Annotated in this window: 25 protein-coding genes and 1 pseudogene; 15 read left to right on the top strand and 11 right to left on the bottom strand. The window is 41.4% G+C overall.

Annotation, left to right across the window (positions count from 1 at the left end; translation table 11 throughout):
* The 3 genes and pseudogenes from B9T29_RS06610 to rimI form a co-directional block, all read left to right on the top strand.
* Window positions 1–295: pseudogene (locus B9T29_RS06610) on the top strand (elongation factor Tu); the annotation flags it as partial.
* 273 nt (window positions 296–568) lie between these two features.
* Window positions 569–1450, top strand: a complete 882-nt coding sequence (locus B9T29_RS06615; protein ID WP_086175169.1) for a metal-dependent hydrolase — start codon at window positions 569–571, stop codon at window positions 1448–1450.
* A gap of 106 nt (window positions 1451–1556) precedes the next feature.
* Entirely contained in the window at window positions 1557–2018 is a 462-nt protein-coding gene (rimI, locus tag B9T29_RS06620) for a ribosomal protein S18-alanine N-acetyltransferase (protein WP_086175170.1), read from the top strand.
* Window positions 2019–2026: 8 nt separating this feature from the next.
* Here rimI and B9T29_RS06625 read toward each other — a convergent pair whose 3' ends face one another.
* The 3 genes from B9T29_RS06625 to trxB all read right to left on the bottom strand — a co-directional run bounded on the left by B9T29_RS06625 (window position 2027) and on the right by trxB (window position 4667).
* Window positions 2027–2842: an arginyltransferase gene (locus tag B9T29_RS06625; protein WP_086175171.1), complete on the bottom strand. Its 816-nt coding sequence runs from the start codon at window positions 2840–2842 to the stop codon at window positions 2027–2029.
* A gap of 21 nt (window positions 2843–2863) precedes the next feature.
* On the bottom strand, window positions 2864–3595 hold the full coding sequence (gene aat, locus B9T29_RS06630) for a leucyl/phenylalanyl-tRNA--protein transferase (protein WP_086175172.1): 732 nt from the start codon (window positions 3593–3595) through the stop codon (window positions 2864–2866).
* A 115-nt stretch (window positions 3596–3710) separates the two neighbouring features.
* Window positions 3711–4667, bottom strand: coding sequence for a thioredoxin-disulfide reductase (trxB, locus tag B9T29_RS06635; protein WP_086175173.1), 957 nt, complete (start codon window positions 4665–4667; stop codon window positions 3711–3713).
* A gap of 287 nt (window positions 4668–4954) precedes the next feature.
* Here trxB and B9T29_RS06640 point away from each other — a divergent pair, with 287 nt between their 5' ends.
* A complete protein-coding gene (locus B9T29_RS06640; protein WP_086175174.1) occupies window positions 4955–8026 on the top strand; it encodes a DNA translocase FtsK in 3072 nt (1023 codons plus the stop codon).
* Between the two features lie 55 nt (window positions 8027–8081).
* Here the strand turns inward: B9T29_RS06640 and B9T29_RS06645 are convergent, their stop codons facing one another.
* Window positions 8082–8969 carry a LysR family transcriptional regulator gene (locus tag B9T29_RS06645; RefSeq protein WP_086175175.1) on the bottom strand — a complete coding sequence of 296 codons (888 nt, stop codon included), beginning with the start codon at window positions 8967–8969 and terminating at the stop codon, window positions 8082–8084.
* Between the two features lie 104 nt (window positions 8970–9073).
* On the opposite strand from B9T29_RS06645, the gene B9T29_RS06650 reads away from it, so the two are divergent.
* Window positions 9074–9976: an AEC family transporter gene (locus tag B9T29_RS06650; protein ID WP_086175176.1), complete on the top strand. Its 903-nt coding sequence runs from the start codon at window positions 9074–9076 to the stop codon at window positions 9974–9976.
* A gap of 60 nt (window positions 9977–10036) precedes the next feature.
* On the opposite strand, the gene B9T29_RS06655 is transcribed toward B9T29_RS06650, so the two are convergent.
* From B9T29_RS06655 to B9T29_RS06680, 6 genes are all read right to left on the bottom strand, one after another.
* Complete coding sequence (locus B9T29_RS06655) at window positions 10037–10324, bottom strand: PA4642 family protein (protein ID WP_086175177.1); 288 nt, start codon at window positions 10322–10324, stop codon at window positions 10037–10039.
* Window positions 10325–10455: 131 nt separating this feature from the next.
* A complete protein-coding gene (gene minE / locus B9T29_RS06660; RefSeq protein WP_086175178.1) occupies window positions 10456–10728 on the bottom strand; it encodes a cell division topological specificity factor MinE in 273 nt (90 codons plus the stop codon).
* 3 nt (window positions 10729–10731) lie between these two features.
* Window positions 10732–11544 carry a septum site-determining protein MinD gene (gene minD / locus B9T29_RS06665; protein WP_086175179.1) on the bottom strand — a complete coding sequence of 271 codons (813 nt, stop codon included), beginning with the start codon at window positions 11542–11544 and terminating at the stop codon, window positions 10732–10734.
* A 66-nt stretch (window positions 11545–11610) separates the two neighbouring features.
* Window positions 11611–12342 carry a septum site-determining protein MinC gene (gene minC, locus B9T29_RS06670; RefSeq protein WP_086175180.1) on the bottom strand — a complete coding sequence of 244 codons (732 nt, stop codon included), beginning with the start codon at window positions 12340–12342 and terminating at the stop codon, window positions 11611–11613.
* A 122-nt stretch (window positions 12343–12464) separates the two neighbouring features.
* Window positions 12465–13517 carry a hypothetical protein gene (locus tag B9T29_RS06675; RefSeq protein ID WP_086175181.1) on the bottom strand — a complete coding sequence of 351 codons (1053 nt, stop codon included), beginning with the start codon at window positions 13515–13517 and terminating at the stop codon, window positions 12465–12467.
* An 18-nt stretch (window positions 13518–13535) separates the two neighbouring features.
* On the bottom strand, window positions 13536–14459 hold the full coding sequence (locus B9T29_RS06680) for an acyltransferase (protein WP_086175182.1): 924 nt from the start codon (window positions 14457–14459) through the stop codon (window positions 13536–13538).
* A 250-nt stretch (window positions 14460–14709) separates the two neighbouring features.
* Here B9T29_RS06680 and B9T29_RS06685 point away from each other — a divergent pair, with 250 nt between their 5' ends.
* The 9 genes from B9T29_RS06685 to B9T29_RS06725 all read left to right on the top strand — a co-directional run bounded on the left by B9T29_RS06685 (window position 14710) and on the right by B9T29_RS06725 (window position 24303).
* Window positions 14710–15363 carry an OmpA family protein gene (locus tag B9T29_RS06685; protein ID WP_086175183.1) on the top strand — a complete coding sequence of 218 codons (654 nt, stop codon included), beginning with the start codon at window positions 14710–14712 and terminating at the stop codon, window positions 15361–15363.
* 127 nt (window positions 15364–15490) lie between these two features.
* Window positions 15491–17530: a UvrD-helicase domain-containing protein gene (locus tag B9T29_RS06690; RefSeq protein WP_086175184.1), complete on the top strand. Its 2040-nt coding sequence runs from the start codon at window positions 15491–15493 to the stop codon at window positions 17528–17530.
* 51 nt (window positions 17531–17581) lie between these two features.
* A complete protein-coding gene (gene dut / locus B9T29_RS06695) occupies window positions 17582–18034 on the top strand; it encodes a dUTP diphosphatase (protein WP_086175185.1) in 453 nt (150 codons plus the stop codon).
* 452 nt (window positions 18035–18486) lie between these two features.
* Window positions 18487–19911 carry a phosphomannomutase/phosphoglucomutase gene (locus B9T29_RS06700; RefSeq protein WP_086175186.1) on the top strand — a complete coding sequence of 475 codons (1425 nt, stop codon included), beginning with the start codon at window positions 18487–18489 and terminating at the stop codon, window positions 19909–19911.
* Between the two features lie 10 nt (window positions 19912–19921).
* On the top strand, window positions 19922–20821 hold the full coding sequence (gene argB, locus B9T29_RS06705) for an acetylglutamate kinase (RefSeq protein WP_086175187.1): 900 nt from the start codon (window positions 19922–19924) through the stop codon (window positions 20819–20821).
* A gap of 206 nt (window positions 20822–21027) precedes the next feature.
* Complete coding sequence (locus tag B9T29_RS06710) at window positions 21028–21876, top strand: class II glutamine amidotransferase (RefSeq protein WP_086175188.1); 849 nt, start codon at window positions 21028–21030, stop codon at window positions 21874–21876.
* Between the two features lie 423 nt (window positions 21877–22299).
* Window positions 22300–22755, top strand: coding sequence for a bacteriohemerythrin (locus B9T29_RS06715; RefSeq protein ID WP_086175189.1), 456 nt, complete (start codon window positions 22300–22302; stop codon window positions 22753–22755).
* 139 nt (window positions 22756–22894) lie between these two features.
* Window positions 22895–23977 (top strand): hypothetical protein, encoded by a 1083-nt coding sequence (locus B9T29_RS06720; RefSeq protein ID WP_086175190.1) that lies wholly within the window; start codon window positions 22895–22897, stop codon window positions 23975–23977.
* Window positions 23977–24303 carry an RnfH family protein gene (locus B9T29_RS06725; protein ID WP_086175191.1) on the top strand — a complete coding sequence of 109 codons (327 nt, stop codon included), beginning with the start codon at window positions 23977–23979 and terminating at the stop codon, window positions 24301–24303. The genes B9T29_RS06720 and B9T29_RS06725 overlap by 1 nt, the downstream gene beginning before the upstream one ends.
* A 42-nt stretch (window positions 24304–24345) precedes the next feature.
* On the opposite strand, the gene B9T29_RS06730 is transcribed toward B9T29_RS06725, so the two are convergent.
* Window positions 24346–24744, bottom strand: coding sequence for an outer membrane protein assembly factor BamE (locus B9T29_RS06730; RefSeq protein WP_086175192.1), 399 nt, complete (start codon window positions 24742–24744; stop codon window positions 24346–24348).
* A gap of 112 nt (window positions 24745–24856) precedes the next feature.
* Here B9T29_RS06730 and fur point away from each other — a divergent pair, with 112 nt between their 5' ends.
* On the top strand, window positions 24857–25294 hold the full coding sequence (fur, locus tag B9T29_RS06735; protein ID WP_086175193.1) for a ferric iron uptake transcriptional regulator: 438 nt from the start codon (window positions 24857–24859) through the stop codon (window positions 25292–25294).
* The last annotated feature ends 35 nt before the right edge of the window (window positions 25295–25329 follow it).

Raw genomic sequence — 25329 nt, forward strand, 5'->3', positions numbered from 1 at the left:
TACAATTAAGCCACACACTAAATTCGATGCAGAAGTATACGTACTTTCTAAAGAAGAAGGTGGTCGTCACACTCCATTCCTTAACGGTTACCGTCCACAATTCTATTTCCGTACAACTGACGTAACTGGTGCGATCCAATTACAAGAAGGCGTGGAAATGGTAATGCCTGGTGACAACGTAGAAATGTCAGTAGAATTGATCCACCCAATCGCAATGGACCCAGGTCTACGTTTTGCGATCCGTGAAGGCGGTCGTACAGTTGGTGCTGGTGTAGTTGCTAAAGTAACTGCATAATCGCTGATTGTGTGAAAAAAAAGCGTCCCTTTGGGGCGCTTTTTTTATGCGTGAGGATTTTTGTATCTCGATTGCTTAGCTTATAAAGTGATCTCGCTATCGCAATTTACTTTTGCGTCGAATTAAAGCAGTGCTTTATTTCTCCTCATGTCCTTAACTGATATTTTCCTGACCTTATCTGCACTTATAGCCAATTTTTAAACACGTAATATAACAATTAAGAAAAACAAAAGTGAATTTGGCAATTTCTTTGCTAGATAGGAGTAAAGCATCATGAATGCAAAGGTCAATATTAGTAATCGTGCGGGTGCAAGCTTTCCAGTCCGACGGATGAATTTTGATTTTGACAATGTTCCTGAATATTGGATGAATGGTTCAGCAGGCTTGACTCATTTTATGACTGCACTTTCTGCGTTATTTCCAGCTGGTGAAAAGTTCTTTATTGATAGTGTGCGTGCTGTTCGCAATCATCCAGCGATTAAAGACAATCAGGCATTACAAAAAGAAATTAGTGCTTTTATTGGGCAAGAAGCCATGCATACTCAAGAGCATGTAGGCTTTAATGCTTCAGCACAAAAATATGGGCATGATGTTGCAACCTTGGATGCGAAGACCGATACGGTTATTCAGACCACACGTAAACTCTTCGCAAAAGTGGCTAAACCATTAGGAATTACCCAGGAAATGGTAGATTTAACCGCTACCACAGCACTGGAACATTTTACTGCCACCATCGCTTCTGAACTACTACGTAACCAGCATATTCAAGACTTGATGACAGACAAGACCATGGCAACCCTGTGGGTATGGCATGCAATAGAAGAAAATGAACACAAAGCTGTGGCTTATGATGTTTTTGAAGGCGTTTTTGGGCGCGGCATAAAAGCCTATGCATTACGTACCGGTTCATTAACACTGGCTATGGTCATTTTATTCATCACCCAATCTTATTTTTTGGCACGTTTATTAAATGAAGATAAGCAGTTTAATCGTGAATCATTAAAAGATATTTATAACTATGCCTATAGTCCATCTAAAGGAATTATCACTGGTATGGGCAAGGAAATGCTGGCCTATTTTAGACCGGGTTTTCATCCGAATGATTTAGATACAGTCAGTTTGTTAGCAACCTGGAAAGACAATTTAGGTTTTTAAAAGCAGTTTGGCTTCTTGGGCAATTTCGATTGCCCATTTTTTTACTCGATTTTTTATGCAAACTTCATATAATGCGAAGTTTCTGTTACTTAAAAGATGAACGAAGATGATTCGTTTGATGCAGCATGCGGATGTGCAAACAGTCGCAAACATTGAAAAATTAGTACAAAGCCATCCGTGGACAGTAAAGCAGTTTGAAGAATCAATCGATTCTTATCACAGTACCGTGATTGAACAACAAGGACAGGTGGTCGGTTTTTGTATCTTGCAACCGGTTCTGGATGAAGCCAATTTATTACTGATGGCTATTCATCCGAGTCAGCAAGGCAAAGGTTTAGGTTATCAACTGCTTGAAGCTTCAATTGCCCAGCTGAAGAATAATCCGCTACAAATATTTCTGGAAGTACGAGAAAGTAATCAGGCTGCCATAGCCTTGTATGAAAAATCCGGTTTTCATCAAATCGATTTACGCAAAAATTATTATCCCAAAGCCAATGGTTCGCGCGAGCATGCCATTATTATGGTGAAATCCTGTAGTGATGATTTTGCCCAGCTTTTTAAATCATAAGTACAACATTATTTAATAATTGGGTTATTCCATCCTGAGGGCAGAGTCGTCATGAGGGAATTGCCCAATTGCTGAATTTCTTCCTGATTCAGCAAACGGTTCAAACGTCGCCATTGTCCATCAATCAACAGTTCCAAAGGCACATATTGAGATTTATAGTTCATTTTATCGGAATGCGGAACCCAATAGCCCAAATAGACATAAGGCAAAGCTAAAGCTTTGGCATGTTCAATCTGTTTGAGTACAGCAAATACCCCGAGTGAACGTCGATTCTCATCGGGATCAAAAAACGTATAAACCGCAGAAACTCCATCATCCAAAGGGTCACAGCTTGAAACGCAAATCAGCTGGTCATCTTTCCAGAATTCAAGAAAAAAACTGTCGGTACAGCTATGCACCAAAAATTTTTCAAATTGATCGACGCTAGGGGGAAACATATCGCCATCTGCATGGCGCTCGAAAATATAGCGTTCATACAAGGCATAATGAACTGAGGTAGCATCTGCTGTACGGGTAATTTTAACAGTCAAATCCTGATTGCGTTTCCAGGCTTTTTTCTGTGAACTGTTCATTTGGAAGTCATTAACAGGCACCCGGCAAGATAAACACTGACGGCAGAGGTGGCATTCAGGGCGATAAACAAAATCGCCACTGCGACGAAATCCCAGACGTGAAAGTTCAGACAGGCTGACCACATCAATGCGATGGGCAGGATCTAAAAAGACCATCCGTGCCGATTTCTGTTCCAGATAACTACAGCTATGCGGCGGCGTAATGTAATACTGTAAATCATTGAGCAGGGACTTTGGGTGATACGAATTCATGGCAAGATCCCTCTGTTATTTTCATTCAATTAACCGCGCTTTTTGCGCTATTGTTTTACTTGAAAATACACCCTCTTGATATTTTTTCCAATCGATAGCAGGCTGTTTTACAACATCTTGTAACGAATTAAGATAGGCTTGGCGAGAAAGTGTACAGGCACCCAGACTTAAAAGATGATCATTAACCAATTGGCAGTCAATCCAGGGCAGATGATTTTCCTGTCCGATCAGCATTAACGTATAAAATGCCATTTTTGAGACATCGGTTTGCGTGCTAAACATTGACTCACCAAAACAGCCATGTCCAATGGTCACGCCATATAAACCGCCCACCACTTTGCCTGCATCCCATACTTCAATACTATAGCCATAACCGGCTTCAAATAACTGGCAGTATCCATCAATAATATCTTCAGAAATCCAGGTATCTTCAGCATAACTACGCGGCAGGGCACAAGAGCGGATCACCCGTTCAAAGGCCTGGTTGACCGTGATTTGATAATCAAACTTTTTCATATTGCGAATTAAGGATTTGCTGGGATGATAATCCTGTGGACGGATAATGCAGCGTGGCTCCGGACACCACCAACAAATCGGCTCACCTTCAGAAAACCAGGGAAACAACCCATGGGTATAGGCTTCAAACAGGGTAGAAGGGGCGAGGTCAGCACCTATGCAGATCAGCCCTTGCTGATCGGGATCAGCTTCGATGGGATCGGGAAAAATAAATTCTGAAGGTGCTAATGTATGCATAGGATTTAGCCTGAACTGGAAAATAACCGGCAATGAAAAGTTGGGTATTTTTATCATACAAAAAAAACCGCCCTAGATAGGACGGTTTTTATTGCAAGAAATGGATTTATTGCAATTAGTCACCTAAAGCATCAAGGTATTTTTCAGCATCCAGTGCCGCCATACAGCCTGAACCTGCCGAAGTAATCGCTTGACGGTAAACACTGTCAGCAATATCACCCGCAGCAAATACACCCGCTACAGAGGCTGCAGTGGCATTACCTGCAGTACCGCTTTGTACTTGAATATAACCATCACGCAGGTTCAATTGACCTTCAAACATGCTGCTATTGGGTTTATGACCAATGGCAACAAATAAGCCAGTAACTTCTACATCTTGTTTAGAGCCATCTTGGGTAGACTGCAGACGAACAGAAGTTACACCTGACTTGCTGTCACCCAGAACTTCATCGACCTGATGATTCCAGATGATGCTGATTTTGCCTTCTTTCTCTTTTTCGAACAGATGATCTTGCAAGATTTTTTCTGAACGTAATGAATCACGACGGTGAACCAGAGTCACATGCGAAGCAATGTTTGAAAGATAAAGTGCTTCTTCAACTGCTGTGTTACCACCACCGACAACCATGACTTTCTGGTTTTTGTAGAAGAAGCCATCACACGTTGCACATGCACTTACGCCTTGACCCATAAATGCAGCTTCGGATTCAAGACCCAAATATTGTGCAGTAGCACCTGTTGCAATGATTAATGCATCACAAGTGAACTCTTCCATATCGCCTTTTAGAACGAATGGACGAACGCTTAAATCAACTTCGTTGATATGGTCATAGACAATGTCGGTGCCGAAGCGTTCCGCATGCGCTTGCATACGTTCCATCAGGGCAGGGCCGGTTAGACCTTCCGGATCACCTGGCCAGTTATCAACTTCAGTGGTGGTGGTCAATTGACCACCGAGCTGTAAACCGGCAATCAGGGTTGGCTTCAAGTTGGCACGTGCAGCATAAACTGCTGCGCTATAACCCGCAGGGCCTGAACCTAGAATAATCAAGCGTGAGTGACGAGCGCTCATTCGCAGCATCCTTTTTTTATTTAGAAATTTGTGGAATTATACGTGAAACTCTATAACAGTTGTGTGAGTTCGATGTCGATATTATTGATCATTCAAATCGATTTGAGCTATATACAACAACGGCGCTGTACTAGATACTCAATCCAGCGGATTTGTTAGCAGCAGCCACTACATAATATTGCATCTTTTTTCTTTGAACAGGTGCATAATACCGAGTTTATTGTGAAACTATTTTGTCTTAGTTTCTTACAAAAAACATGAATGAAAAATTGGTTACAGGACAGTATATGACTGCGGTGTCGGGTGTTTATGCACAGCGCTTAATAAAGACATTATTTTTAGTCTCATTTGGAATTTATTTATTCCTTGCAACAGTGACCTATACGCCTTTTGATCCGGGCTGGATGCACATTTCCAGTGATACCCTGCAGGTGTCAAATGCCAGTGGAGTTGCAGGGGCGTGGATCGCAGATTTGCTGTTCGGTTTTCTAGGATGGGCCAGTTTGCTCATCCCGATTTTTCTATTCGTGGAAGCCATTCAGGTATGGTGGCCTTATAGTTTTCTAAATAAGCCATTTCGCTATGCTGCACAATTCTTTATTTTGCTGGCAACAGCAAGTTTGCTGTATCTGTACTGGCAAGTGCCGGCAGATACCCTGGATAATTCATCCGGCGGTATTATTGGTTATGAATTGGGGCAAAGCCTTTCGCAAATTTTAACCATTTATGGTGCAACCATTTTTCTGCTGCTGTTCTGGTTCGTTTTATTCACATTCGCGTTTGGCGTGAAGTGGAACAGAACCTGGGACACACTCAAAGCAACACCTGCTTATTTGCAAGACTTATTTTATAAAAATGTGCCTGAAACCGAGTCTGCATTTGATCGCACCACGCCTGAAGTTAAAAAATCACTTGTCGGTAGTAAACTAAAACCAGCTGCAGAAAAACTCAGCCCAGTCTCTGAACATAAACAAGTAGAATTGTCGCCTATCGTTCGTGATCCGGCAGCAGAACGCCTGTTTGATGATATGGTAGAAAAAGAGCTGTATGCGCAACAACTGTTGGTGGATGATCAAGACGAGGCAGAATTCGAACAGGTTTTAGAAAAAGCCCATCGTCTGGAACAGAATACCCAGCGTGTAGTGGCAACAGGTGAAGTCTGGCGTGCACTCAACTCAGATGACAACCAGAACCATAATCAAGATATTGATGCCTTGCTCAAAGCGGCTGAAGAGTCTGAAAAACATACACCGCATGAACATTTTCAGGCATTTGTTGATGAGCAGCCACTAGCATCGACTTCCCAGACTGCTAAACAAAATCTGGATTGGGATGATGATGAAATTTTTGATGAATTGCTTGCCGCTGTGCCGGGTGGAAAAATCGCCACGGATGTGCATACCCCATTTAATCATGTCGACCCGGAGCCATCTTCAGTAACTCTCCCTGAAGAAAAGATCGTGACGGCGGCATCTGCGAGTATGGCTGCATCACCGTTGCTCAACAATACGCCCAAAAATACTGCGTTGGATGACGAGTTTGACGAGCTGGATGATTTGCTGGTAGATGAGTTATTGGTAGAGGACATTGAGCCTGCTGCACCAGTACGTAGCACCAGCAGTTATGCCCAATCCTCGGCATTTGTACGCGCGGAAATTAATAGCCAGTTGCAGCAACAACCCAGTATTTCAGACGATGAAAAGGCGTTGATCGCGTCAAATAAAGATGTATTCCGTGAAGTTTGGCAGGAAACAGCAGGCAAGCCTGTTGCTGAAGCTGAGCTTGATGAAGATGATTTTGATCTGGATGCGCCTTTAACTGATGCCATGGGACGACCGATGTCACGTGCCATGCAAGTGGCACAAAAGCGTCGTGACTTACCTACTTTACCTGGGCTGGAATTGCTGGATAAAGTAGATCCAAACAAGAAAGTGAATTTCACTGCTGAACAGCTGGCACGTTTATCCGAGTTACTTGAAATTAAGCTGCAAGAGTTTAATGTCAAAGCGCAAGTGGTTGAAGCACAACCGGGACCTGTGGTCACCCGTTTTGAACTTGATTTGGCACCGGGTGTGAAAGCATCGAAGGTGACTAACATTTCCCGAGATTTGGCCCGTTCTATGTCGATGGCATCGGTACGTGTGGTTGAAGTGATTCCGGGTAAGCCCTATATCGGCATTGAAGTACCGAATAGTGCTCGTGAAATGGTGCGTCTGATCGAGTTATTGACCATTCCTGCTTTTACCGACCCAAATAGCATTCTTTCGATGGCAATGGGTAAGGATATTTCAGGGAATCCCGTGATTGCAGATTTGGGTAAAGCACCGCATATGCTGGTTGCAGGAACCACCGGTTCAGGTAAATCGGTTGCGGTAAACTCAATGATTCTATCGATGCTGTTGAAATATACTCCCGATCAATTGCGTTTAATCTTGATTGACCCGAAACAGCTGGAACTGGCCAATTATAACGATATTCCTCATTTGCTCACCCCAGTCGTGACTGACATGAAAGATGCAGTCAATGCATTGAACTGGTGTGTCAATGAAATGGAACGTCGCTATAAGCTGATGTCTTATTTAAAGATTCGTAAACTCAGTGACTATAACCGCAAGGTTGAAGAAGCTATTGCCAATGGTGAGGACCTGATTGATCCAACCTGGAAAGCCAGCGATTCAGTGGTAGGAGAGCGTGCACCACGTTTAACGCCTTTACCATCCATTGTGATTGTGGCTGACGAATTTGCCGACATGATTATGCAGGTGGGTAAAAAAGCTGAAGAAATGATTACCCGTTTAGCACAAAAATCACGTGCTGCCGGTATTCACTTGCTGCTTGCGACCCAACGTCCATCGGTGGATGTCATTACCGGTTTGATTAAAGCCAATATTCCAACCCGTGTGGCTTTACGGGTAAACAGTAAAATTGACTCGCGTACCATTTTGGATGCGGGCGGGGCAGAAGACCTGTTAGGTCATGGTGATATGCTGTTCCTTGGGCCGGGCAAGATTGAGCCGGAACGTGTGCATGGCGCATTTATTTCCGATGATGAAGTAAACAATATCTGTGATGCTTGGCGTGAGCGTGGTGAGCCTAATTACGTGGATGAAATCCTGACACCTTATGATGAAGAGCCGACTTCGCGTGGCTTTGAAGATGGTGATGGTGGCTCAGACCGCGATGCACTTTACGACCAATGCGTATCCTTTGTCTTGGAAACACGCAAGGCATCGACCTCATCGCTACAGCGTAAGTTTAGTCTGGGTTATAACCGTGCGGCACGCATTATTGACCAGATGGAAGAAAATGGCATTGTCAGCGGCATGGGTGCCAATGGTAAGCGCGATATTCTGGTTTAATCCCGGATTTAAAAAAAAGCCTGCTTCATGCAGGCTTTTTTCTTTTTTTCTTTCTTTATTTATTAAAATAAAACATGTCCTGAGCCAGTTCAATCAAGGCTTTGGTGGCAGGACTCATAAATTTCTTATTCGCTACAGCCAGCCCAATATGGCGCTGGGTATTGGGTGTGAGCGGTCTTTTTACCACATTAGGGTGTAATGCTAACAGCTCGGGGGTAATGGCCATATCCGCGACTATAGACACGCCTTCGTTGATATTGACCATATTTAAAATAGTCAGTAGTTGTGATAACTGGTATTTAATGGTGGGTTGAATTTGATGCAGTTTGAATAAAAGTTCTACATGCGTCTGGCTACCGGCTTTGGTTAATATAAATGGATAATCCGCCAATTCTGCAATACTGACTTTAGTTTTGCAGGCAATTGGGTAACTTTTGGGAATAAGGGCAACAAAAATGTCCTGAATCACAGGGAATGTATCCAGCTCTTGTCGTGGTAATACGGCAAAACCGACATCGACCTGTTTAGCCAAAATCCACTGCGAAACCTGTTCATCGGTACCTTCATCCACATAAATTTCAATATTGGGGTAGCGTTGCCGATACGCAGTTAATATTTCCGGTAATAAATGGATGGATGCTGAGGCTCCAAAAGAACCAATCCTTAAAGTACCTTGATGCACGCCATGTGCAGCCGCAGCTTCCTGCTGCATGCTTTGCGCAGTATTTAAAATACTTTGCGCATGTCGTAGCAACTGTGTGCCAATTGTGGTCAGTTCAATTTTGTGCTGATTGCGTGAAAATAAGCATACCTTCCAATGCTGTTCCAGACTCTTTAGCGCATGTGAAACTGCAGACTGGGTAATGCCGAGTTGTTTTGCAGTTAGGGTAAAACTCTGGTTTTCTGCAACCAAAATAAAAATTTCAAGCTGGCTAAACGTCATGAGCGATATGAGTAAAAACTCATTTTATGATGAGGTTGAATGAGGATTATATTATCAGCCTGATGAAAGTTAAAGTGCAGTTAAGCTGCTGAAAATAGATAGTTATGGATATTCTGATCGCCTTATTTCCACTGATCGTCATGATTGCTATGGGTTATCTACTCAAACGCAGTCAGTATCTTGCAACGGATTTTTGGGCTGGAGCAGAGAAATTTAACTACTTCATTTTATTTCCAACCCTTTTGTTTACCAATCTGGCTTATATAGAGCTGGATCTGGATGCGGTCAAACTGGTGCTGGTTACCTTGTTTATCATCATTATTATTTCCAGTTTGCTGCTTTGGTCATTCAAATTATGGCGTTACATTCCTGCAGCACGCTTTGGCGTTTATATGCAAAGTCATATTCGTTTTAATACCTATATTGGCTTGTCACTAATGACCCCATTATTTGGTGCCAAAGGCATGCAGTTATTTGCCATGATTATAGTGGTCTCGATTCCTTTGGTGAATATTATTTCGGTATTGTCTTTTTCACAGGGACAAGGGGTATCTTTTAAGAATACGCTGTTGTCAGTATTCAAAAATCCCTTAATTTTAGGCTGTATTGTAGGCATGCTGTTTAATTTGAGTGGATTAAAACTATTTATTGGAATTGAAAACGCACTGAAACTATTGGCCGGAATGAGTTTGCCTTTGGGCTTGATTTGTGTGGGTGCCGGCTTGCAGTTTTCAGCTTTAGGTCGTTCTTTACCGCGTCTAGCCATCAATACTGTAGGCCGTTTAGTGCTGATGCCACTTCTAGCATATGCCATTTGTTCTATGATGCCCCTAAGTCAGCTGGAAAAGGCTGTATTGGTTGTATTTTTTTCCTTGCCTACCGCAACGGCATCTTATATGTTGACCAAATTTTGTCAGGGTGACAGTGAACTCATGGCGGGGGTGATTAGCCTGCAAACCTTATGCTTTGCCTTAAGTTTTCCTATGTTGATGTGGCTGTTGTTCTAATGCTCATCCAAGAAATTAAAAAGCCTGCAACAAGCAGGCTTTTTAATTAAATTGACTGCATTAAGCAAACTTGGCAAGAACGTCCAGGAAGCCTTCGCTTTGACGCGGGTACTGTGCAATCACGTCATGAATGCGTTGACCTTCAGAGTTGGTTGCATTGACATCTCGGCCATCGGCAACAAATTGAGTCAATAAACGCTCATAATCATTGGGACGCATATGTTTGAATGCGTGATAAAGCACGTGAAAATCAGCATTTACACCTGCAGGAGGAAGCTGGGTTAAGTAGGCAAATACACGCTCATCTGACCATTCTTCATTGAACGTTGCTGGCTGAGATAATGCCATCGCAATCTCCTTGATATACTGATTAAAAATAAAAAAGGCAAAATATTTTACGGCAGGAAAAAAGCAATGCTTTTCCTAAACTGCCGCATATTTTGCCTTGATTCAATTTGCTTGACTAATCAAAATTCAGATTATCGCTCTTCAGGCAAATTGATATTCATCTCTAACATTTCAATATTGGCTTCAGAACGTACCGACATTTGAATATGTTGTTCATCAACACCGCGGACATAACGGTTAACCACCTGCATGATTTCTTTTTTCATGAGGTCAATTTTGTCCTGGCTTAAGCGTTTACCTAAACCTTGCTCAGAAGCAACAATTACTTTTAAGCGGTCTTTAGCAGTTTGTGCGCTTGAAGGTTTATCATCGTTGCTGAATAATTTACTCCAGAATCCTGCCATTTCTTACGCTCCAAATAATCGTGCTAACCAACCCTTAGGTTTTACCGCGATGTGACGGTAAGGACGTTCTTCACCCAGGAAGCGCGCGACAAGGTCATCATAAGCCTGACCCGCTGACTCTTCAGTAAACAGAATCACAGGTTTACCTTCGTTTGATGCTTGTAATACGCTTGGACACTCAGGAATAACACCCAGAGTAGGTACACGTAAAATATCTTTAGAAATATCGTCAATCGTTAACATTTCTTGTTTATCAGCACGTTCTGGATTGAATCGTGTAATACACAAATGTTTACGGATGCGACCTTCGTTTTGTTCTACTTTTTTGGTTTTGCTGTCGAGCATTCCAATAATACGGTCAGAGTCACGTACAGAAGAAATTTCCGGATTGGTCACAATGATTGCTTCATCTGCATGATACATCGCCATGATTGCACCACGTTCAATCCCCGCAGGCGAGTCGCAAATAATGTAATCGAATTCTTGCGAAAGTTCATCCATTACACGTGCAACACCTTCATCGGTCAAGGCATCTTTATCACGGGTTTGTGAAGCAGGCAAAATATATAGGTTTTCAATATCTTTATCACGAATGAGCGCTTGTTGAAGACGTGCTTCGTTATTCAATACATTTACAAAATCATAAACAACGCGACGTTCACAACCCATAATTAAATCTAGGTTACGTAAACCCACGTCAAAATCGATCACAACAGTTTTGTGACCGCGAAGGGCTAAACCTGTTGCAAAAGATGCACTAGTCGTAGTTTTACCTACACCACCTTTGCCTGATGTTACGACAACAATTTTCGCCACCGAATCCACTCCTGTTATGGTTCAAACCCCTTTTTAAATATGGGGCTTTTGGTGTTTATTTATACATTAAAATTCGAGAACTTCAAAGACAAGTTCTTGATGATCATTCAAGTAAATATGGACAGCCTTCTTCAGGACATGCGGGGGAATGTCATCCGCCACACAATATGTACCTGCAATGGATACCAATTCTGCTTCCAGAGAATGGCAGAAAATACGCGCTGCACCGTTCCCGCCTGCGCCGGCGATGACTCTACCACGTGCGCTACCATAAATATGTATATTTCCTGAAGCAATAACTTCAGAACCGCTATTAATACCGGCATTGAGAATAATATCGCCGTGATCCTGCACCAGGCATTGGCCAGTGCGCAAAATTTCATCGTGATAAGAAGTCACATGGCGAATTACAGGTGCCGCAGGAGTCTCTTCTATTACAGTCGTTGTTGCAGGCGCTGTGTCTTCTGTAGCAGGTTTGCTTTCAATCACCTGTTCTTTGGTAGGTTTTATCTGCTGCATTGGACGGTCTGCAGGAATTACCGGGAACTGAATGGCACGAGCCTGATCCGCCAGTACACCTTCAGTCACAGCCATAGGTTGCACATCTAGACTGATCAGCAATTGAATTAAAGCAATAAGTTCTTGTTCAACTGAACTTTCAATCACAACTAATGTACCCGGTGTACATGCTTTTTGGAGCAATGGCGCGAGTTGCTGGCGGATTGCATCGTGATCATTGGTATCTAAGCTAATGCGAACCGCATTGACCATTCTGCCTTTTATCCGTATATCAGCCATAATTATTCCTTAAGACTTCTGACTCATTCGTTTTATGTCGAAGTGATATTGTAAATAGAGCAAATGCTAGAACAAATTGCAGCTTTTCTCTAGCAGCGATTTCAATATTTTAAATCTTATGTTCATTCTTTAACTTGATCATGCTGTTCCAGAATTTGTTGCCATTGTTTTATTTTCACTTGCTGGCGAATGGCTTCTAAACTTTCAAAAACTGCAGACTCAACCAGTTTTTCCACATGCGTATTATTTTCAAATTGTATTTGGCTGATTTTATTTGAAATTTCTAAATATGCCAGATTTTTTTCATTTTTATGACCGTGTGCAAAAGGTTCAATCAGTCCCAGAGTGATATTTTCTCCCAAGCGTTGGCCAATACTCTGGATCTGTTGCTCTATGCGGCCACCGACAATTGGAATCAGGCGTAACAGCTGGGTCAGTTCAGGCGTATCTTCAATGGCGCGATTGACAATATCACCGACATTTTCGGCAATCATGATTCTTTGCGCTTGTAGCTCTTTGCCTAAAGATTCTTGCAAAATATCCGCCAGGGCAGTGGCAAACATTTCACGGTGGTGGGCAACCAGATCTTCAATCAGTTTTTTATGTGTGGTACTGGTCGAGAGTTCACGTTTTATGCTGTCTAAGACCGTAAGTACAATACGGCTGGTGAGTTCTTCAAGCACCATGTGGTAATAGAATTTAGCCCGCCGATACCAAGCGTCCGGAATGACTTTATAATCATGCTGGTGCAGGTTGTAGCCGATGGCTCCAGCACGTAATAAACGTAAGAAACGCAGCTGCGGAATAATCGATAGAATTTCGTACCAGTGAATAAAGGGGAAGAAAAACCAGCGCTTATGATGTTGTCCAATAATGGCAATGGTCCAGCGGACCATCAGTTCAATCACCAGAAAACTGGTAAACCAGCTTTCGGTAATGATGACCCAAGGGCGTAATGCAGTACGGTAAAATTGCAACAGTTCCGGAAGATGAATGAAGTTAAATAGCCAGCCACCGAAATCACTCATCAGGAGTGCATTGCCACTTAAGCAGATTAAATTGATGATGATCAGAACCATCATGAAAATGTCATAGCCCAGTGCAACTTTCCATCCCCAAGTGCCTTTTTTTACAAAGGAAAAGGTCGGGGGCGTGATCTGGTCATTTTGCTTCATTTTTTTCCTTGCGTGTTTTTAAGCTTTTGCAGCTAAGTCTTGCTTCATGCGTTCAATCAGTTGGTCTTTTTCAGTCCACAGCTCATGAACCCATTGCTGAAAGTGTTCACGATATTCGGCATCATCTTCATAATTACCGCCTAATACCCAGCCTGGAATTTCAATTTTACGCAAATTCACCGCAATGAGATTGACCTCACCTAGCCAGAAATCGCCATAACCGGGTGCACCATCCGGATAAACAATAGTCATGTCGACCAGGGCATCAATTTTGTCACCTAAAATATTTAAGGCTAAAGCTAAACCGCCTGCTTTAGGTTTTAATAAATGCTTATAAGGTGACTTTTGTTGGTCGTGTTTTTCTGGGGTAAAGCGCGTGCCTTCTAGATAGTTGAGCAAGGTAAAAGGTTGACTCAGCAGCTGTTCACAGGCTTTACGTGATTCTTCCATGTCACGGGTTTTCAGTTCCGGATTTTTGGCAATTTGTTCCTTGCTATGACGTTTCATCATCGGGAAACCTAAAATTTTAAAGGCTTGTCCCACGAAAGGAATAAAGATCAGTTCCCACTTGGTGAAGAAACGGGTCAGGGGCATGCGGGTTAAACCAAAATATTGATTTACAGTAGTATCTACCCAACTTTGATGGTTGCAGGTCATCAGGTAACGACCTTGCATACTGAGATCCAAACCTTCCTCAATACTGATATCCCACTTTAAGTTGGGCAATACATGGTCAATCAGCCAATTATTGACACTGAGCCAGCTGTTGGTAATCTGAATGTTGGTTTCATCTACTTTACGTGATTTTTTAATCAGTTTAGTCAATCCCAAGGCAAGTACAGGTGGACCATGAAAAAAAGTACTTCCGGTAATCACCGATCCGACAGTAAGCCCGCGAGATATTTTTTTTAATATCGGTTGCTTGGTATTTTGAGATGACATAATAAAAAACGGCCCTAAAAAGAAAATCATTAAATGTTTTTTTTCAGTATTTAATATAATTGCAGAATTTGAAATAAAAAAGTCTATTCGTACAACTATGAAGAAATTGTGCTTAAGTTATTCTTCACACTCATATAAAATATTACAAAATGTAACTAATGATTGGATTATTTACAAAAAATCAATGGTATGCCCATTTTTTTTAATTCATTATTCCACCATACGATAAAACACAACAAGGAGGCATGCAATGCGTGCATTAGTAATTTCAGCAGCTGTAGCAGGGGCATTGGCACTATCAGGCTGTCAAACAAGTGGCAACAATCTTGGCGGTATGGAATACGATAAAACAGCAATTGGCGCATTGGTTGGCGCAGCTGCTGGTTATGGTATTTCTAAGGGTAGTGCAAACTCAAGTGCACAAAATAACCGCGCAGCAGCAATTGGCGCTGTATTAGGCGGTGCAACTGGTGTGTATCTTGATAATAAAGAGAAAAAATTACGTCAACAAATGGCGGGTACTGGTGTAGACGTTACTCGTAATCCGGATGGTTCTGTTGGTTTGATTATGCCGGGTAACATTACATTTGATACCAACAAATCAAATATCAAACCTAACTTCTACACTACTTTGAATAAAGTTGCGCAAACTTTAACTGAAGATAACAAGAGCGGTATTCTTGTAACTGGTTATACAGACAGCACTGGTAATGACTCTATCAACATTCCATTGTCTCAAGCACGTGCTCAGTCAGTAGCAAGCTACTTAGCTTCTAAAGGCGTTTCAACTTCACGTATTAACGCTCAAGGTCAAGGGGCTGCTAACCCAATCGCTGACAACAACACAGCGTCTGGTCGTGAACAAAACCGCCGTGTAGAAATCAGCATCTACGCAATTCAATAATTCAGTTATTGAATCAGAGAAAACCACCTTCGGGTGGTTTTTTTTTGAATGTCAAATCTGTATTTTAGGTTATGCAAGTTTGGCACAGATGACTATAATCGAGCTCCAATCAATACGAGGAAATACTATGTCGTCGGCAAGTCAACTCAATGACAAGCAACTTGAAGCCATGAAATACACTCAAGGACCCTTGTTAGTACTTGCAGGGGCAGGTTCAGGTAAAACCTCGGTAATTACTCGAAAAGTCGCACATCTGGTCAAGAATTGCGGTATTCCGGCACATCGCATTACCGCCATGACCTTTACCAATAAGGCCGCACGTGAGATGAAAGAGCGTGTGGGCAAACTATTATCCCGTGAAGAAGCGAAAGGCTTGTCGGTTTCAACATTCCATACTTTTGGTTTGAATTTGCTGCGACTGGAACTGAAACATACACCATTAAAGAATAATTTTTCTATTTTGGATGCCGATGATTGTAAGCGCATTCTGATGGATTTAATGCACCGCGATAATTTGTCGGGTGCGGAAAGTAAAGAGCTGATTGCTAAGGCAATGAAAATGATTTCGGACTGGAAAAACGACCTGATTCCACCGGAACAGGCTCACACCACCTGTGAAACAGCTGAAGATGTCCAGTTTGCGCATTTATATCAACTCTATGAGCGCAACTTGCGTGCCTATAATGCGGTGGACTTTGATGACCTGATTGTGATGCCAACCCGTTTACTACAAGAAAATGCCGAAGTCCGGGATAAGTGGCAAAATCGGGTGCGTTATCTCTTGGTCGACGAATATCAAGATACCAATACGGCGCAGTATATTTTGGTGAAACTGCTGGTGGGCGTGATGGGACAATTTACGGCCGTAGGTGATGATGACCAGTCTATTTATGCATGGCGTGGTGCCAAACCAGAAAACATGGCGCTGTTGAAAGAGGATTTTCCTAATTTAAAAGTGATTAAATTAGAGCAAAATTACCGTTCGACCAGCCGTATTTTGAAAGCTGCAAATACGGTGATTGGCAATAATCCGCATATTTTTGATAAAAAACTCTGGTCCGATAAAGGCCACGGTGAGGTAATTCGGGTGATTACCTGCCGTAATGATGATGATGAATCAGAACGCGTGGTGAAAGATTTAATTACCCATAAGCTGATGAATGGTAAAAACTGGAAAGATTACGCGATTTTATATCGGGGTAATTTTCAGGCCCGTATTTTAGAAACACAGCTGCGTCAAATGCAGATTCCCTACAAGCTTTCTGGTGGTCAGTCTTTCTTTGCTCGCGCAGAAATTAAAGACATCATGAGTTACTTGCGTTTAATTATTAACCCTGAAGATGACAGTGCATTTTTACGGATTATTAATACGCCTAAACGTGCCATTGGTCCGGTGACACTGGAAAAATTGGGCTTGTTCGCTCAAGAAAATCATTTGTCGCTATTGTCGGCAGCTGGTGATCAGCGCTTGACCATGGTGATTCCTAAAAAAGCCACTACACAATTGGCTGAATTTGCCGATTTTATTGCCAACTTTACCCGTAATCTACTCGATGATGATGCGCCTGTGCCGATTATTCGCCAGATGATGCATGAAGCGGGCTATATTGATTATCTTAAAGAAAATGCAGCGACACCGGCACAGGAAAAAACCAAGCTGGATAATATTGAAGTGCTGTATAGCAGTATTCAAAGCCTGATTAACCGTGCTGAAGATGTTGATGACAAAAATATTGAAAGCGTAATTCGTAAAATGGTGCTGCTAGATATGCTCGAGCAGCAGCAGGAAGCAGAAGATACCGACAAGGTGAATTTATTGACTTTACATGCATCTAAAGGTCTTGAATTTCCCTATGTGTATTTGATTGGCTTGGAAGAAGAAATGCTGCCCCATAAAAACTCGATTGCAGCTGATACGGTCGAAGAAGAACGCCGTCTGATGTACGTGGGTATTACCCGGGCACGTCAAGGGTTGACCATTACTTTAGCCGAGCAGCGTAAAGCGGGTGGACAGATGAAACAGATGACCCCAAGCCGCTTCCTGGATGAATTGCCGCAAGATGAGCTGGAATGGCTGGGGCGCAAGAAGAAATTAGCGGGCAATATTGATCCAAAACTGCAAGCTCAGCATTATCTGGAAAATTTACGTGCGCTGATTAAGCGTTAATTTACGATTTAAACCAAGCAACATTTAAACCATGCAATTAGGAAAAAACAAATGAAAGTTCAGGTGAAAGTACTCGATACACGTTTAGGCAGCGAATGGCCTATGCCAACCTATGCGACTTCGGGTTCAGCAGGTTTAGACTTGCGTGCTTGTGTAGATGAAGCGACTGTCATTGAACCAGGGCAAACTGTATTGGTTAAAACAGGTTTGGCCATTTATATTGAAGACACAAATTTTGCCGGTTTAATTTTACCGCGTTCAGGTCTGGGACATAAACATGGGATTGTTCTAGGTAATCTGGTGGGCCTCATTGATTCAGATTATCAAGGTGAATTGATGGTATCGGTTTGGAACCGTAGCCAAACAGCATTTACTTTACAACCTGGTGAACGTTTAGCGCAGTATGTGCTGGTTCCTGTTGTTCAAGCGCAGTTCGATATTGTGGATGAGTTTGAAGCGACTGAACGTGGTGCAGGCGGTTTTGGCCATACTGGCAAAGGTTAAGCCCTGATTTAGTTTTAAAATTGAGAACCTGATGAACAAGCAGCTATATTTTGTTTATCAGGTTTCATTTTTCATTTTAGAAATAATCTTATTCAAAATATTAATCACATTTATAATAAAATGAATTGCTTAGAATATTTTTTAATATTGTATTGATTGTGATGTGGCTTATGTTTGATGTTGTTATTTTTCCATTTTTAGTAAGTAATTGTTTTTTAATGTAATTTGCTTTAAGATTCTCTCTCTTAACTAAAATATATATATTTCAAATTCATAGGCATATATTTTTATACGGATCTACTACATTATTTATCATTGATTAAAAAGCTGAAATGCTTTTAGAATATGAAAGAATAATCACCTCCCTGACATGATGGACTGGTACATTTGGATCCACTCAAACATTCCATAAATTTTTATTTTATAAATTATTGTAAATAGAAGAAATTATTATGGACTTTCAGAATAAAAAATTCCCATCACAAATTTTTCGTGCCTATGATATTCGCGGACACATATCACTTTTGACGCCTGAACTTGTCAAAGCCATTGCCTATGGACTGGTTATGCAATATCAAAAGTTAGGGCAAACTCAACTGGCTATTGGTTACGATGCGCGCTTAACTAGTCCCCAATATGCAGAAATTATCAGACAAGTGTGTGAAGAAAAAGGGCTGCATGCCATAATTATTGGCTGTTGTTCAACTCCCTTGCTGTATTTTATTGCACGTCAATTTGAGGGTAATGGCATTATGCTGACTGCCAGTCATAATGCCAAAACAGATAATGGCGTGAAATGGATTATTCAAGGCGAACCGCCGTGTCCGGATCAGATTCAACAGGTAGCTTTAGCGGCTTGCTCGATTTTTGCTCCAGAAGAAAAAATTCTGATTGAACCCATGCAGCATGAAATTGGGGTTAAATATTGTCTTGAATATCAACATGCGCTATTGAAGGACATTCAGTTAAAAAGACCTTTTAAGGTGGTACTGGATGGTTTGAATGGTTCAGCAGGGCGCTGTGCCGTTTTAGTGCTAAAAAAAATGGGCTGCGACCTGACACTGATTCGTTGTGAAGCCAATGGTCATTTTCCCGATCATGCACCCGATCCTTCACAAGAAAAACATCTTGTTGAATTACGAAAAACCGTACTTGAACAACAAGCCGATATCGGTATAGCTCTGGATGGTGATGGTGATCGTCTGGTATTAATAAACGAAAATGGTACGACAATCTCCGCAGATCGGTTGCTGTCTTTATTTTCAGAAATATGCCTGAAGACCCATCCCGGTCATGAAGTGGTTTTTGATGTCAAATGTTCGACCATGGTGGCTAATACGGTTCGTCATTTAGGTGGACAGGCCAAAATGATCCGTACAGGAAGTTCTTTTTTACGCAGCTATATGGCGAAGTCACAAGGCAAAGCGGTGTTTGGCGGAGAATACGCCGGTCATTATGTGTTTAATGATGGGCGTGGTTTTGGCTATGATGATGGTTTGTATGCAGCCTTACGTGTTCTCGAATATTTAAGTCAACAACCGGATTTAACGCTGTCAAAAGCATTGCTGGCTTATCCTGAACGCAGTTGTACTGAAGATCTCTACATTAGTACCCATAGTGAAGAACCAACAGCGGTATTACATGATGTTGAAATGAAAAGTCAGGATTTTGATGCACAATTAAGTAAAATTGATGGTGTACGACTTGATTTTGAAGATGGATTTGGCATTATTCGGGCATCGAATACCGGTGAATATTTTACAGTGCGTTTTGATGCGGATAATCCTGTAAGATTAAACGATATTCGACACACATTTGTTTCCATGTTAAGTGACCGATATCCTCAAATCGCTCAAGACATTTTAGATGCTCAATAAGGAGAGGCGAATGCCACATCAGCATACTGGCATCGACAAAGCACAAATTTTGACAGAAGCTTTGCCGTATATTCAACGTTTTGCAGGTAAGACGCTAGTAGTCAAGTATGGTGGCAACGCAATGACCGATCCAGAGCTTGAAAGCTCGTTCGCACGTGACATTGTATTGTTAAAAACTGTAGGTTTAAATCCAATTGTGGTGCATGGCGGTGGGCCTCAAGTCGATTCATTCTTGAAACAATTGGGACGTGAATCTGACCGTATTGATGGCATGCGCGTGACTGACCCTGCAACCATGGAAGTGGTTGAAATGGTGTTAGGTGGTAGTGTGAATAAATCCATCGTGAATCTGATTAACCAGCATGGTGGTCGTGCTATCGGTTTGACCGGTAAAGATGGCAACTTGCTACGTGCACAAAAGCTATTGATGGAAAAAACAGCTGCAGATGGCACTGTGCAACAGATTGATCTGGGCTTGGTTGGTGAAGTCGTTGGCGTAAAAACCGACGTTCTTGAAATGTTCACCCAAGGTGATTTCATTCCTGTGATTGCACCTTTAGGCGTAGATGAAGAAGGCAATACTTATAATATCAACGCCGATTTGGTAGCAGGTAAAGTCGCTGAAGCTTTAGGTGCAGAAAAACTGATTCTTCTGACCAATATTACCGGTGTACTGGATGAAAATAAAAATCTGCTGACAGGTTTAAGCACTCAGGAAGTCGACCGTTTAATTGAAACCGGTGTGATTTATGGTGGCATGATTCCTAAAGTGGGATGTGCATTAGATGCAGTCAAAGCTGGCGTAGTCAGTGCACATATTGTGGATGGCCGTGTGCCTCATGCAACTTTGCTGGAAATATTTACCGATCATGGGGTAGGTACCTTAATTACCAACCGTGCCAAGCATTAAGCCGTGATTTTTAAAAAGCCTCCTTGTGAGGCTTTTTTTTGTGGTTGCTATTTAGGGGGATATTAAGGAGTTCAATAAGAAGACGATAAGAATATTGTTTTTCAGCTAATACATAAAATCGTAATAGCAATCGTGAATTGAGATTTACAATGTGCTATTGAGTATGCAAAATAGAAAAATCATGTATTTGTTGTTTGATTAAGATTATGTGCCAGTTGCTCGGAATGAATTGCGCTACGCCCACGGATGTGACTTTTTCGTTTCGGGGTTTTTCTCAACGTGCCGGCATTACCTCCGACCATTGTGATGGTTTTGGCATTGCTTTTTTTGAAGATAAAGCCTGCCGACTTTTTGTCGATAATCAGTCTGCAGTCGAATCACCTATTGCTGAACTGATTCGTAATTATCCGATTAAATCACGCAATGTGATTGCGCATATCCGTAAAGCCACGCAAGGCAAAATTAATCTGGAAAATTCACATCCCTTTAGCCGTGAACTTTGGGGACGACAGTGGATTTTTGCCCATAATGGCGATTTACATGACTTTAATCCGACTTTATCGGGGCGTTTTACCCCGGTAGGCAATACCGATAGCGAACGTGCTTTTTGTTACTTGCTGGACCAACTGGTACTTAAGTTTGGTTACCATGAACCCAAACTCGATCAGGTGTTCGATTTATTGGCAGAGGTTTCTCCAAAAATAGCCGAACATGGCACCTTTAATTTTTGCCTGTCGAACGGTCAGGCATTATTTACGTATGCGATTACCAAATTGCACTGGCTGGTACGTGAATATCCTTTTAAACCTGCGCAATTGATTGATCTGGATGTAGAGGTTGATTTTAGTCAGGTGACTACACCGGAAGATCGCGTAGCCGTCATTACCACAGAGCCGTTAACCCAAAATGAAACCTGGACCGCTTTTATACCGGGAGAGATGATTTTATTTCAGGATGGCCGACCTGTGCGTAAACAGCAGACCCATGTCGAACGTTTAGAACGTGAACGCTTAAATCCGGCATTAAAACGAATCACCAAAGCTGATCAATATTGACTGCACAGTGCTTCAGATGAAACTTTAGTGTCAGATATTTATTAGATAAATATCTGACTTTATTATTTATGATCAGTTGAAATATTTTAAAATTTTATCATTAGATTTTAATTTTCGGGGATTTTTGATATTTTTATATCATCGTACTATATTTATTTAATATAATTAAAAAATGACTTCTAAAAAATATAGTTTATAAAATCATATTAACTCTTGAATAAAGCATTTTTTTTGAATGGGTCTGGTTAAAAAATACTTTATCTTTTTAGTTGGTATTTTATTATAATTAAATATATATCAATGAGTTATATCTATTTTATAAAAAAAACTGAAAGCCGACCATTTTGGTTTATTTTTATTTGTTTAAAATCAATATATTATTAATTTATGTGATTAATCGTTTATATCTGATAGGTGGTCGTAATGAAAATGAAATGGATTTCAGAATATAATACTGGTATCGATGTGATTGACGATCAGCATAAACGGATTCTTGATTATATTAATGAAATTGACGACTGTTCTGAACATATTGATCGTGCCCATATTAAACAGATTCTGGATAATATCATTGATTACACCCAGTCGCATTTTACTTTTGAAGAGTCATTGCAGGAAGAAGCAGGTTATAAATATCGGGTGCCGCATAAGCGTGTGCATGATTTATTTATTAAAAAGATTGAATCGTATCGTAGCCGCTTTGAAATGGGACAGACGATTGAAGCGGAATTACATGAAGTGCTTTCAAAATGGCTGATCAATCATATTCAGCACGATGACGCTGATTATGTGGGTGCGGTAAAAGAAAACATGATGGGCATCATTAAAGAAAAAGAACAGAAAAAAGGTAAAAACTGGTTTACTCGTTTTTTCTCATAAAAGTTAAACGAGATAACAACAATTAAAAAAGATAATAATCTTGCGCGGCAAATCATCAGTTATGATGGTTTGCTTTTTCTTTTTGATTTTCACCTATGACAAAGGCAAAATAGCGACAGACTTTTTTTAGGAACGCATCATGCAGGACAATGCTATGACACGATGGCTATCACCGCTGATGGCATTTTGCTTATCTTTTATCATCATTGCCACCTTGGCACCGATTGTAGGGATTCAGCTTGATCGCCAACTTGATTTTTGGTTGTTGTGGATAGGTACTATGCTTATTTTGGCATTACCGATCTGCTATTTAGAAATTGCTTTGGCAAAACGCTCTAAAACGACAGCTTTAAATGCATTGTCCAGTTTGACACGTGATGCAGATGCTTCACAGAAATGGCGTATTGTCGGCTGGTTGGCAGTGGTCTTTATACCTTTCTTGGCAGGTGGCATGTTGTCGAATGCCAGTCAATTATTGGCACAGTTTGCCCTAAATGGCATTGCGCCCAACCTGCTCTTTATGGGTCTGGCAATTGTTGCCGTTTTAGTTTCATTTGCCCCGCGAAAAATTATTCTTGCTTTAAGCGTAGTGGGTGTTTTTGCTTCGTTGATCCTTTCAAATATCATGGGCACAGCTTTACCGACTTGGCATGTCACCCCTGTAGAGTTTAGTGAGTGGGGCAGTGCAACCGTATTGGCACTGGTTGCAAGTGGTTTAGGCATGGGCCTGTATTGGCAAAGTAACTTAGCCGTGGTGAAACAGCAAGATATTGCAACTAAAACCGTATTGCCGATCTGGATTGCACAGTTAATGGCTGTAATCGCTTTTGGTTTCTTTTCGGCTAATGCTCAGATTCCAAGTTTTACTTTCTCTGTTGCGGTGGTCAGTGCTGCGGCATTGTTATTGCAAATGGCACGTGAACAGTTGTTGCACCGTCAGTTGAATATCGTGATTCAATGGCTGGTTGTTTTAGTGGCGGTATTTGTCTGGGCTATTCCAGCCATCACTCCAGTTTTCAATAGCCTGCTGATGCTTTGGGGTTTAGCAATCTGCCTGATCTATGCCATTTTTGCTGGATGGATCATGAAAATTAGCCATCTGCGTAAAGCGATGAATTTCAGCAATGAGTTATTTTATAACCTGTGGCGTATTGCCGTTCGTGTAGTGTTACCTGTTTCGATTATTTTGGCAATGATCGCAATCATTGGACAATTGTTCTAATGAGTGAGTTACAACAGGTTTGGGTCGCCTATGCAGCACCGCAGCAACAGTTTCATATTGCGGTGCCTTTTCAGCAAGGCATGACCGCTTTAGAGGCGATTGAACAAAGTGGTATTCGGGTACAGGTTGATTTGGCAGAACCGCTTGCTTTGGGAATTTTCGGCATGCGCCTGAAAGATTTGCACCATATTTTACAAGCTGGTGACCGTGTCGAGATTTATCGACCGCTAACTATCAATCCGAAGGATATTCGACGCAAACGTGCAGCAGCCAACCCGGTTGGACGTTACTGTCGCGGAAATCGCTTTAAACAATTGAAGTCATAAGAAAAACCCCTCAATGAGGGGTTTATTTTTATTTTAAAGCGTCTATAGTGGGGGCGCAGTTAAAATCGCTTCTTTTGAACCTGGTAAGCCGGGTTGAGATTCTGGAATAGTTTCTAGACCTTCAATCTTTTGCACCGTACCGGTTTGATCGAAGTAAATTTTTAAATGTTGACCATGTGCTGCAGGAATGTTGGCTTTTTTAGCATAAGTTCCTGGGGTGTAGTTGTAGATATAGTCCCAACGTAAAGGATTCATTGGATCTGTGACCGTTGGACTGCCTAGCAAAAAGCGAACTTGTTGGTGGCTCATACCGACTTGAATTTTTGATGCTTGTGCTTGAGTTAATGGTGTTCCTTGAGGAATATCAACTTTATAAACGCCCAAGGTCGAACAGCCTGCGAGCAGTGAAGTGACGAATAACGTCAACATGATTTTTTGCATTTTGCTACACTATCCCAAATTAATTATGATGCATTTGATCCACGGATAGATCATACTGCATCTTAACTTTGTTGCATATTCCAACTTTAAATTTGTTGAGAGACCCTTTTACATGCCTATTTCAAATCAAGATTTACGCAAAGCTGGACTTAAAGTTACGCTTCCACGAATAAAAATATTAGAATTATTAGAAAATTCAAGACAACATCATTTAAGCGCAGAAGATATTTATAAGACTTTACTTGAACAGGGTGAAGATGTCGGTTTAGCAACTGTGTATCGCGTGTTAACACAGTTTGAAGCTGCAGGTATTATCCAGCGTCATCATTTTGAAAATAATCATTCAGTTTTCGAAATTATGCAAGAAGATCATCACGACCATATTGTCTGCCAAAATTGCAATAAAGTGGTTGAATTTACCAACGACGTGATTGAGCATGAACAACATGAAGTTGCCGAAAAATTTGGCTTTACTTTAACCGGTCATTCTTTGAATCTGTATGGTTATTGTGATGCAGCTGAATGCCAAGACGCATTACGTAAAAAATAATACTGACCTGGAATCAGTTCAAAAAAAACAGGCTT

The sequence above is a fragment of the Acinetobacter sp. ANC 3903 genome (assembly GCF_002135315.1).
GTDB lineage: Bacteria > Pseudomonadota > Gammaproteobacteria > Pseudomonadales > Moraxellaceae > Acinetobacter.

Excerpts from the sequence above, each read along its gene's own strand:
- B9T29_RS06615 (WP_086175169.1), top strand. The coding sequence starts at position 569 with ATGAATGCAAAGGTCAATATTAGTAATCGTGCGGGTGCAAGCTTTCCA.
- rimI (WP_086175170.1), top strand. The coding sequence starts at position 1,557 with ATGATTCGTTTGATGCAGCATGCGGATGTGCAAACAGTCGCAAACATT.
- B9T29_RS06625 (WP_086175171.1), bottom strand. The coding sequence starts at position 2,842 with ATGAATTCGTATCACCCAAAGTCCCTGCTCAATGATTTACAGTATTAC.
- aat (WP_086175172.1), bottom strand. The coding sequence starts at position 3,595 with ATGCATACATTAGCACCTTCAGAATTTATTTTTCCCGATCCCATCGAA.
- trxB (WP_086175173.1), bottom strand. The coding sequence starts at position 4,667 with ATGAGCGCTCGTCACTCACGCTTGATTATTCTAGGTTCAGGCCCTGCG.
- B9T29_RS06640 (WP_086175174.1), top strand. The coding sequence starts at position 4,955 with ATGACTGCGGTGTCGGGTGTTTATGCACAGCGCTTAATAAAGACATTA.
- B9T29_RS06645 (WP_086175175.1), bottom strand. The coding sequence starts at position 8,969 with ATGACGTTTAGCCAGCTTGAAATTTTTATTTTGGTTGCAGAAAACCAG.
- B9T29_RS06650 (WP_086175176.1), top strand. The coding sequence starts at position 9,074 with ATGGATATTCTGATCGCCTTATTTCCACTGATCGTCATGATTGCTATG.
- B9T29_RS06655 (WP_086175177.1), bottom strand. The coding sequence starts at position 10,324 with ATGGCATTATCTCAGCCAGCAACGTTCAATGAAGAATGGTCAGATGAG.
- minE (WP_086175178.1), bottom strand. The coding sequence starts at position 10,728 with ATGGCAGGATTCTGGAGTAAATTATTCAGCAACGATGATAAACCTTCA.
- minC (WP_086175180.1), bottom strand. The coding sequence starts at position 12,342 with ATGGCTGATATACGGATAAAAGGCAGAATGGTCAATGCGGTTCGCATT.
- B9T29_RS06675 (WP_086175181.1), bottom strand. The coding sequence starts at position 13,517 with ATGAAGCAAAATGACCAGATCACGCCCCCGACCTTTTCCTTTGTAAAA.
- B9T29_RS06680 (WP_086175182.1), bottom strand. The coding sequence starts at position 14,459 with ATGTCATCTCAAAATACCAAGCAACCGATATTAAAAAAAATATCTCGC.
- B9T29_RS06685 (WP_086175183.1), top strand. The coding sequence starts at position 14,710 with ATGCGTGCATTAGTAATTTCAGCAGCTGTAGCAGGGGCATTGGCACTA.
- B9T29_RS06690 (WP_086175184.1), top strand. The coding sequence starts at position 15,491 with ATGTCGTCGGCAAGTCAACTCAATGACAAGCAACTTGAAGCCATGAAA.
- dut (WP_086175185.1), top strand. The coding sequence starts at position 17,582 with ATGAAAGTTCAGGTGAAAGTACTCGATACACGTTTAGGCAGCGAATGG.
- B9T29_RS06700 (WP_086175186.1), top strand. The coding sequence starts at position 18,487 with ATGGACTTTCAGAATAAAAAATTCCCATCACAAATTTTTCGTGCCTAT.
- argB (WP_086175187.1), top strand. The coding sequence starts at position 19,922 with ATGCCACATCAGCATACTGGCATCGACAAAGCACAAATTTTGACAGAA.
- B9T29_RS06710 (WP_086175188.1), top strand. The coding sequence starts at position 21,028 with ATGTGCCAGTTGCTCGGAATGAATTGCGCTACGCCCACGGATGTGACT.
- B9T29_RS06715 (WP_086175189.1), top strand. The coding sequence starts at position 22,300 with ATGAAAATGAAATGGATTTCAGAATATAATACTGGTATCGATGTGATT.
- B9T29_RS06720 (WP_086175190.1), top strand. The coding sequence starts at position 22,895 with ATGCAGGACAATGCTATGACACGATGGCTATCACCGCTGATGGCATTT.
- B9T29_RS06725 (WP_086175191.1), top strand. The coding sequence starts at position 23,977 with ATGAGTGAGTTACAACAGGTTTGGGTCGCCTATGCAGCACCGCAGCAA.
- B9T29_RS06730 (WP_086175192.1), bottom strand. The coding sequence starts at position 24,744 with ATGCAAAAAATCATGTTGACGTTATTCGTCACTTCACTGCTCGCAGGC.
- fur (WP_086175193.1), top strand. The coding sequence starts at position 24,857 with ATGCCTATTTCAAATCAAGATTTACGCAAAGCTGGACTTAAAGTTACG.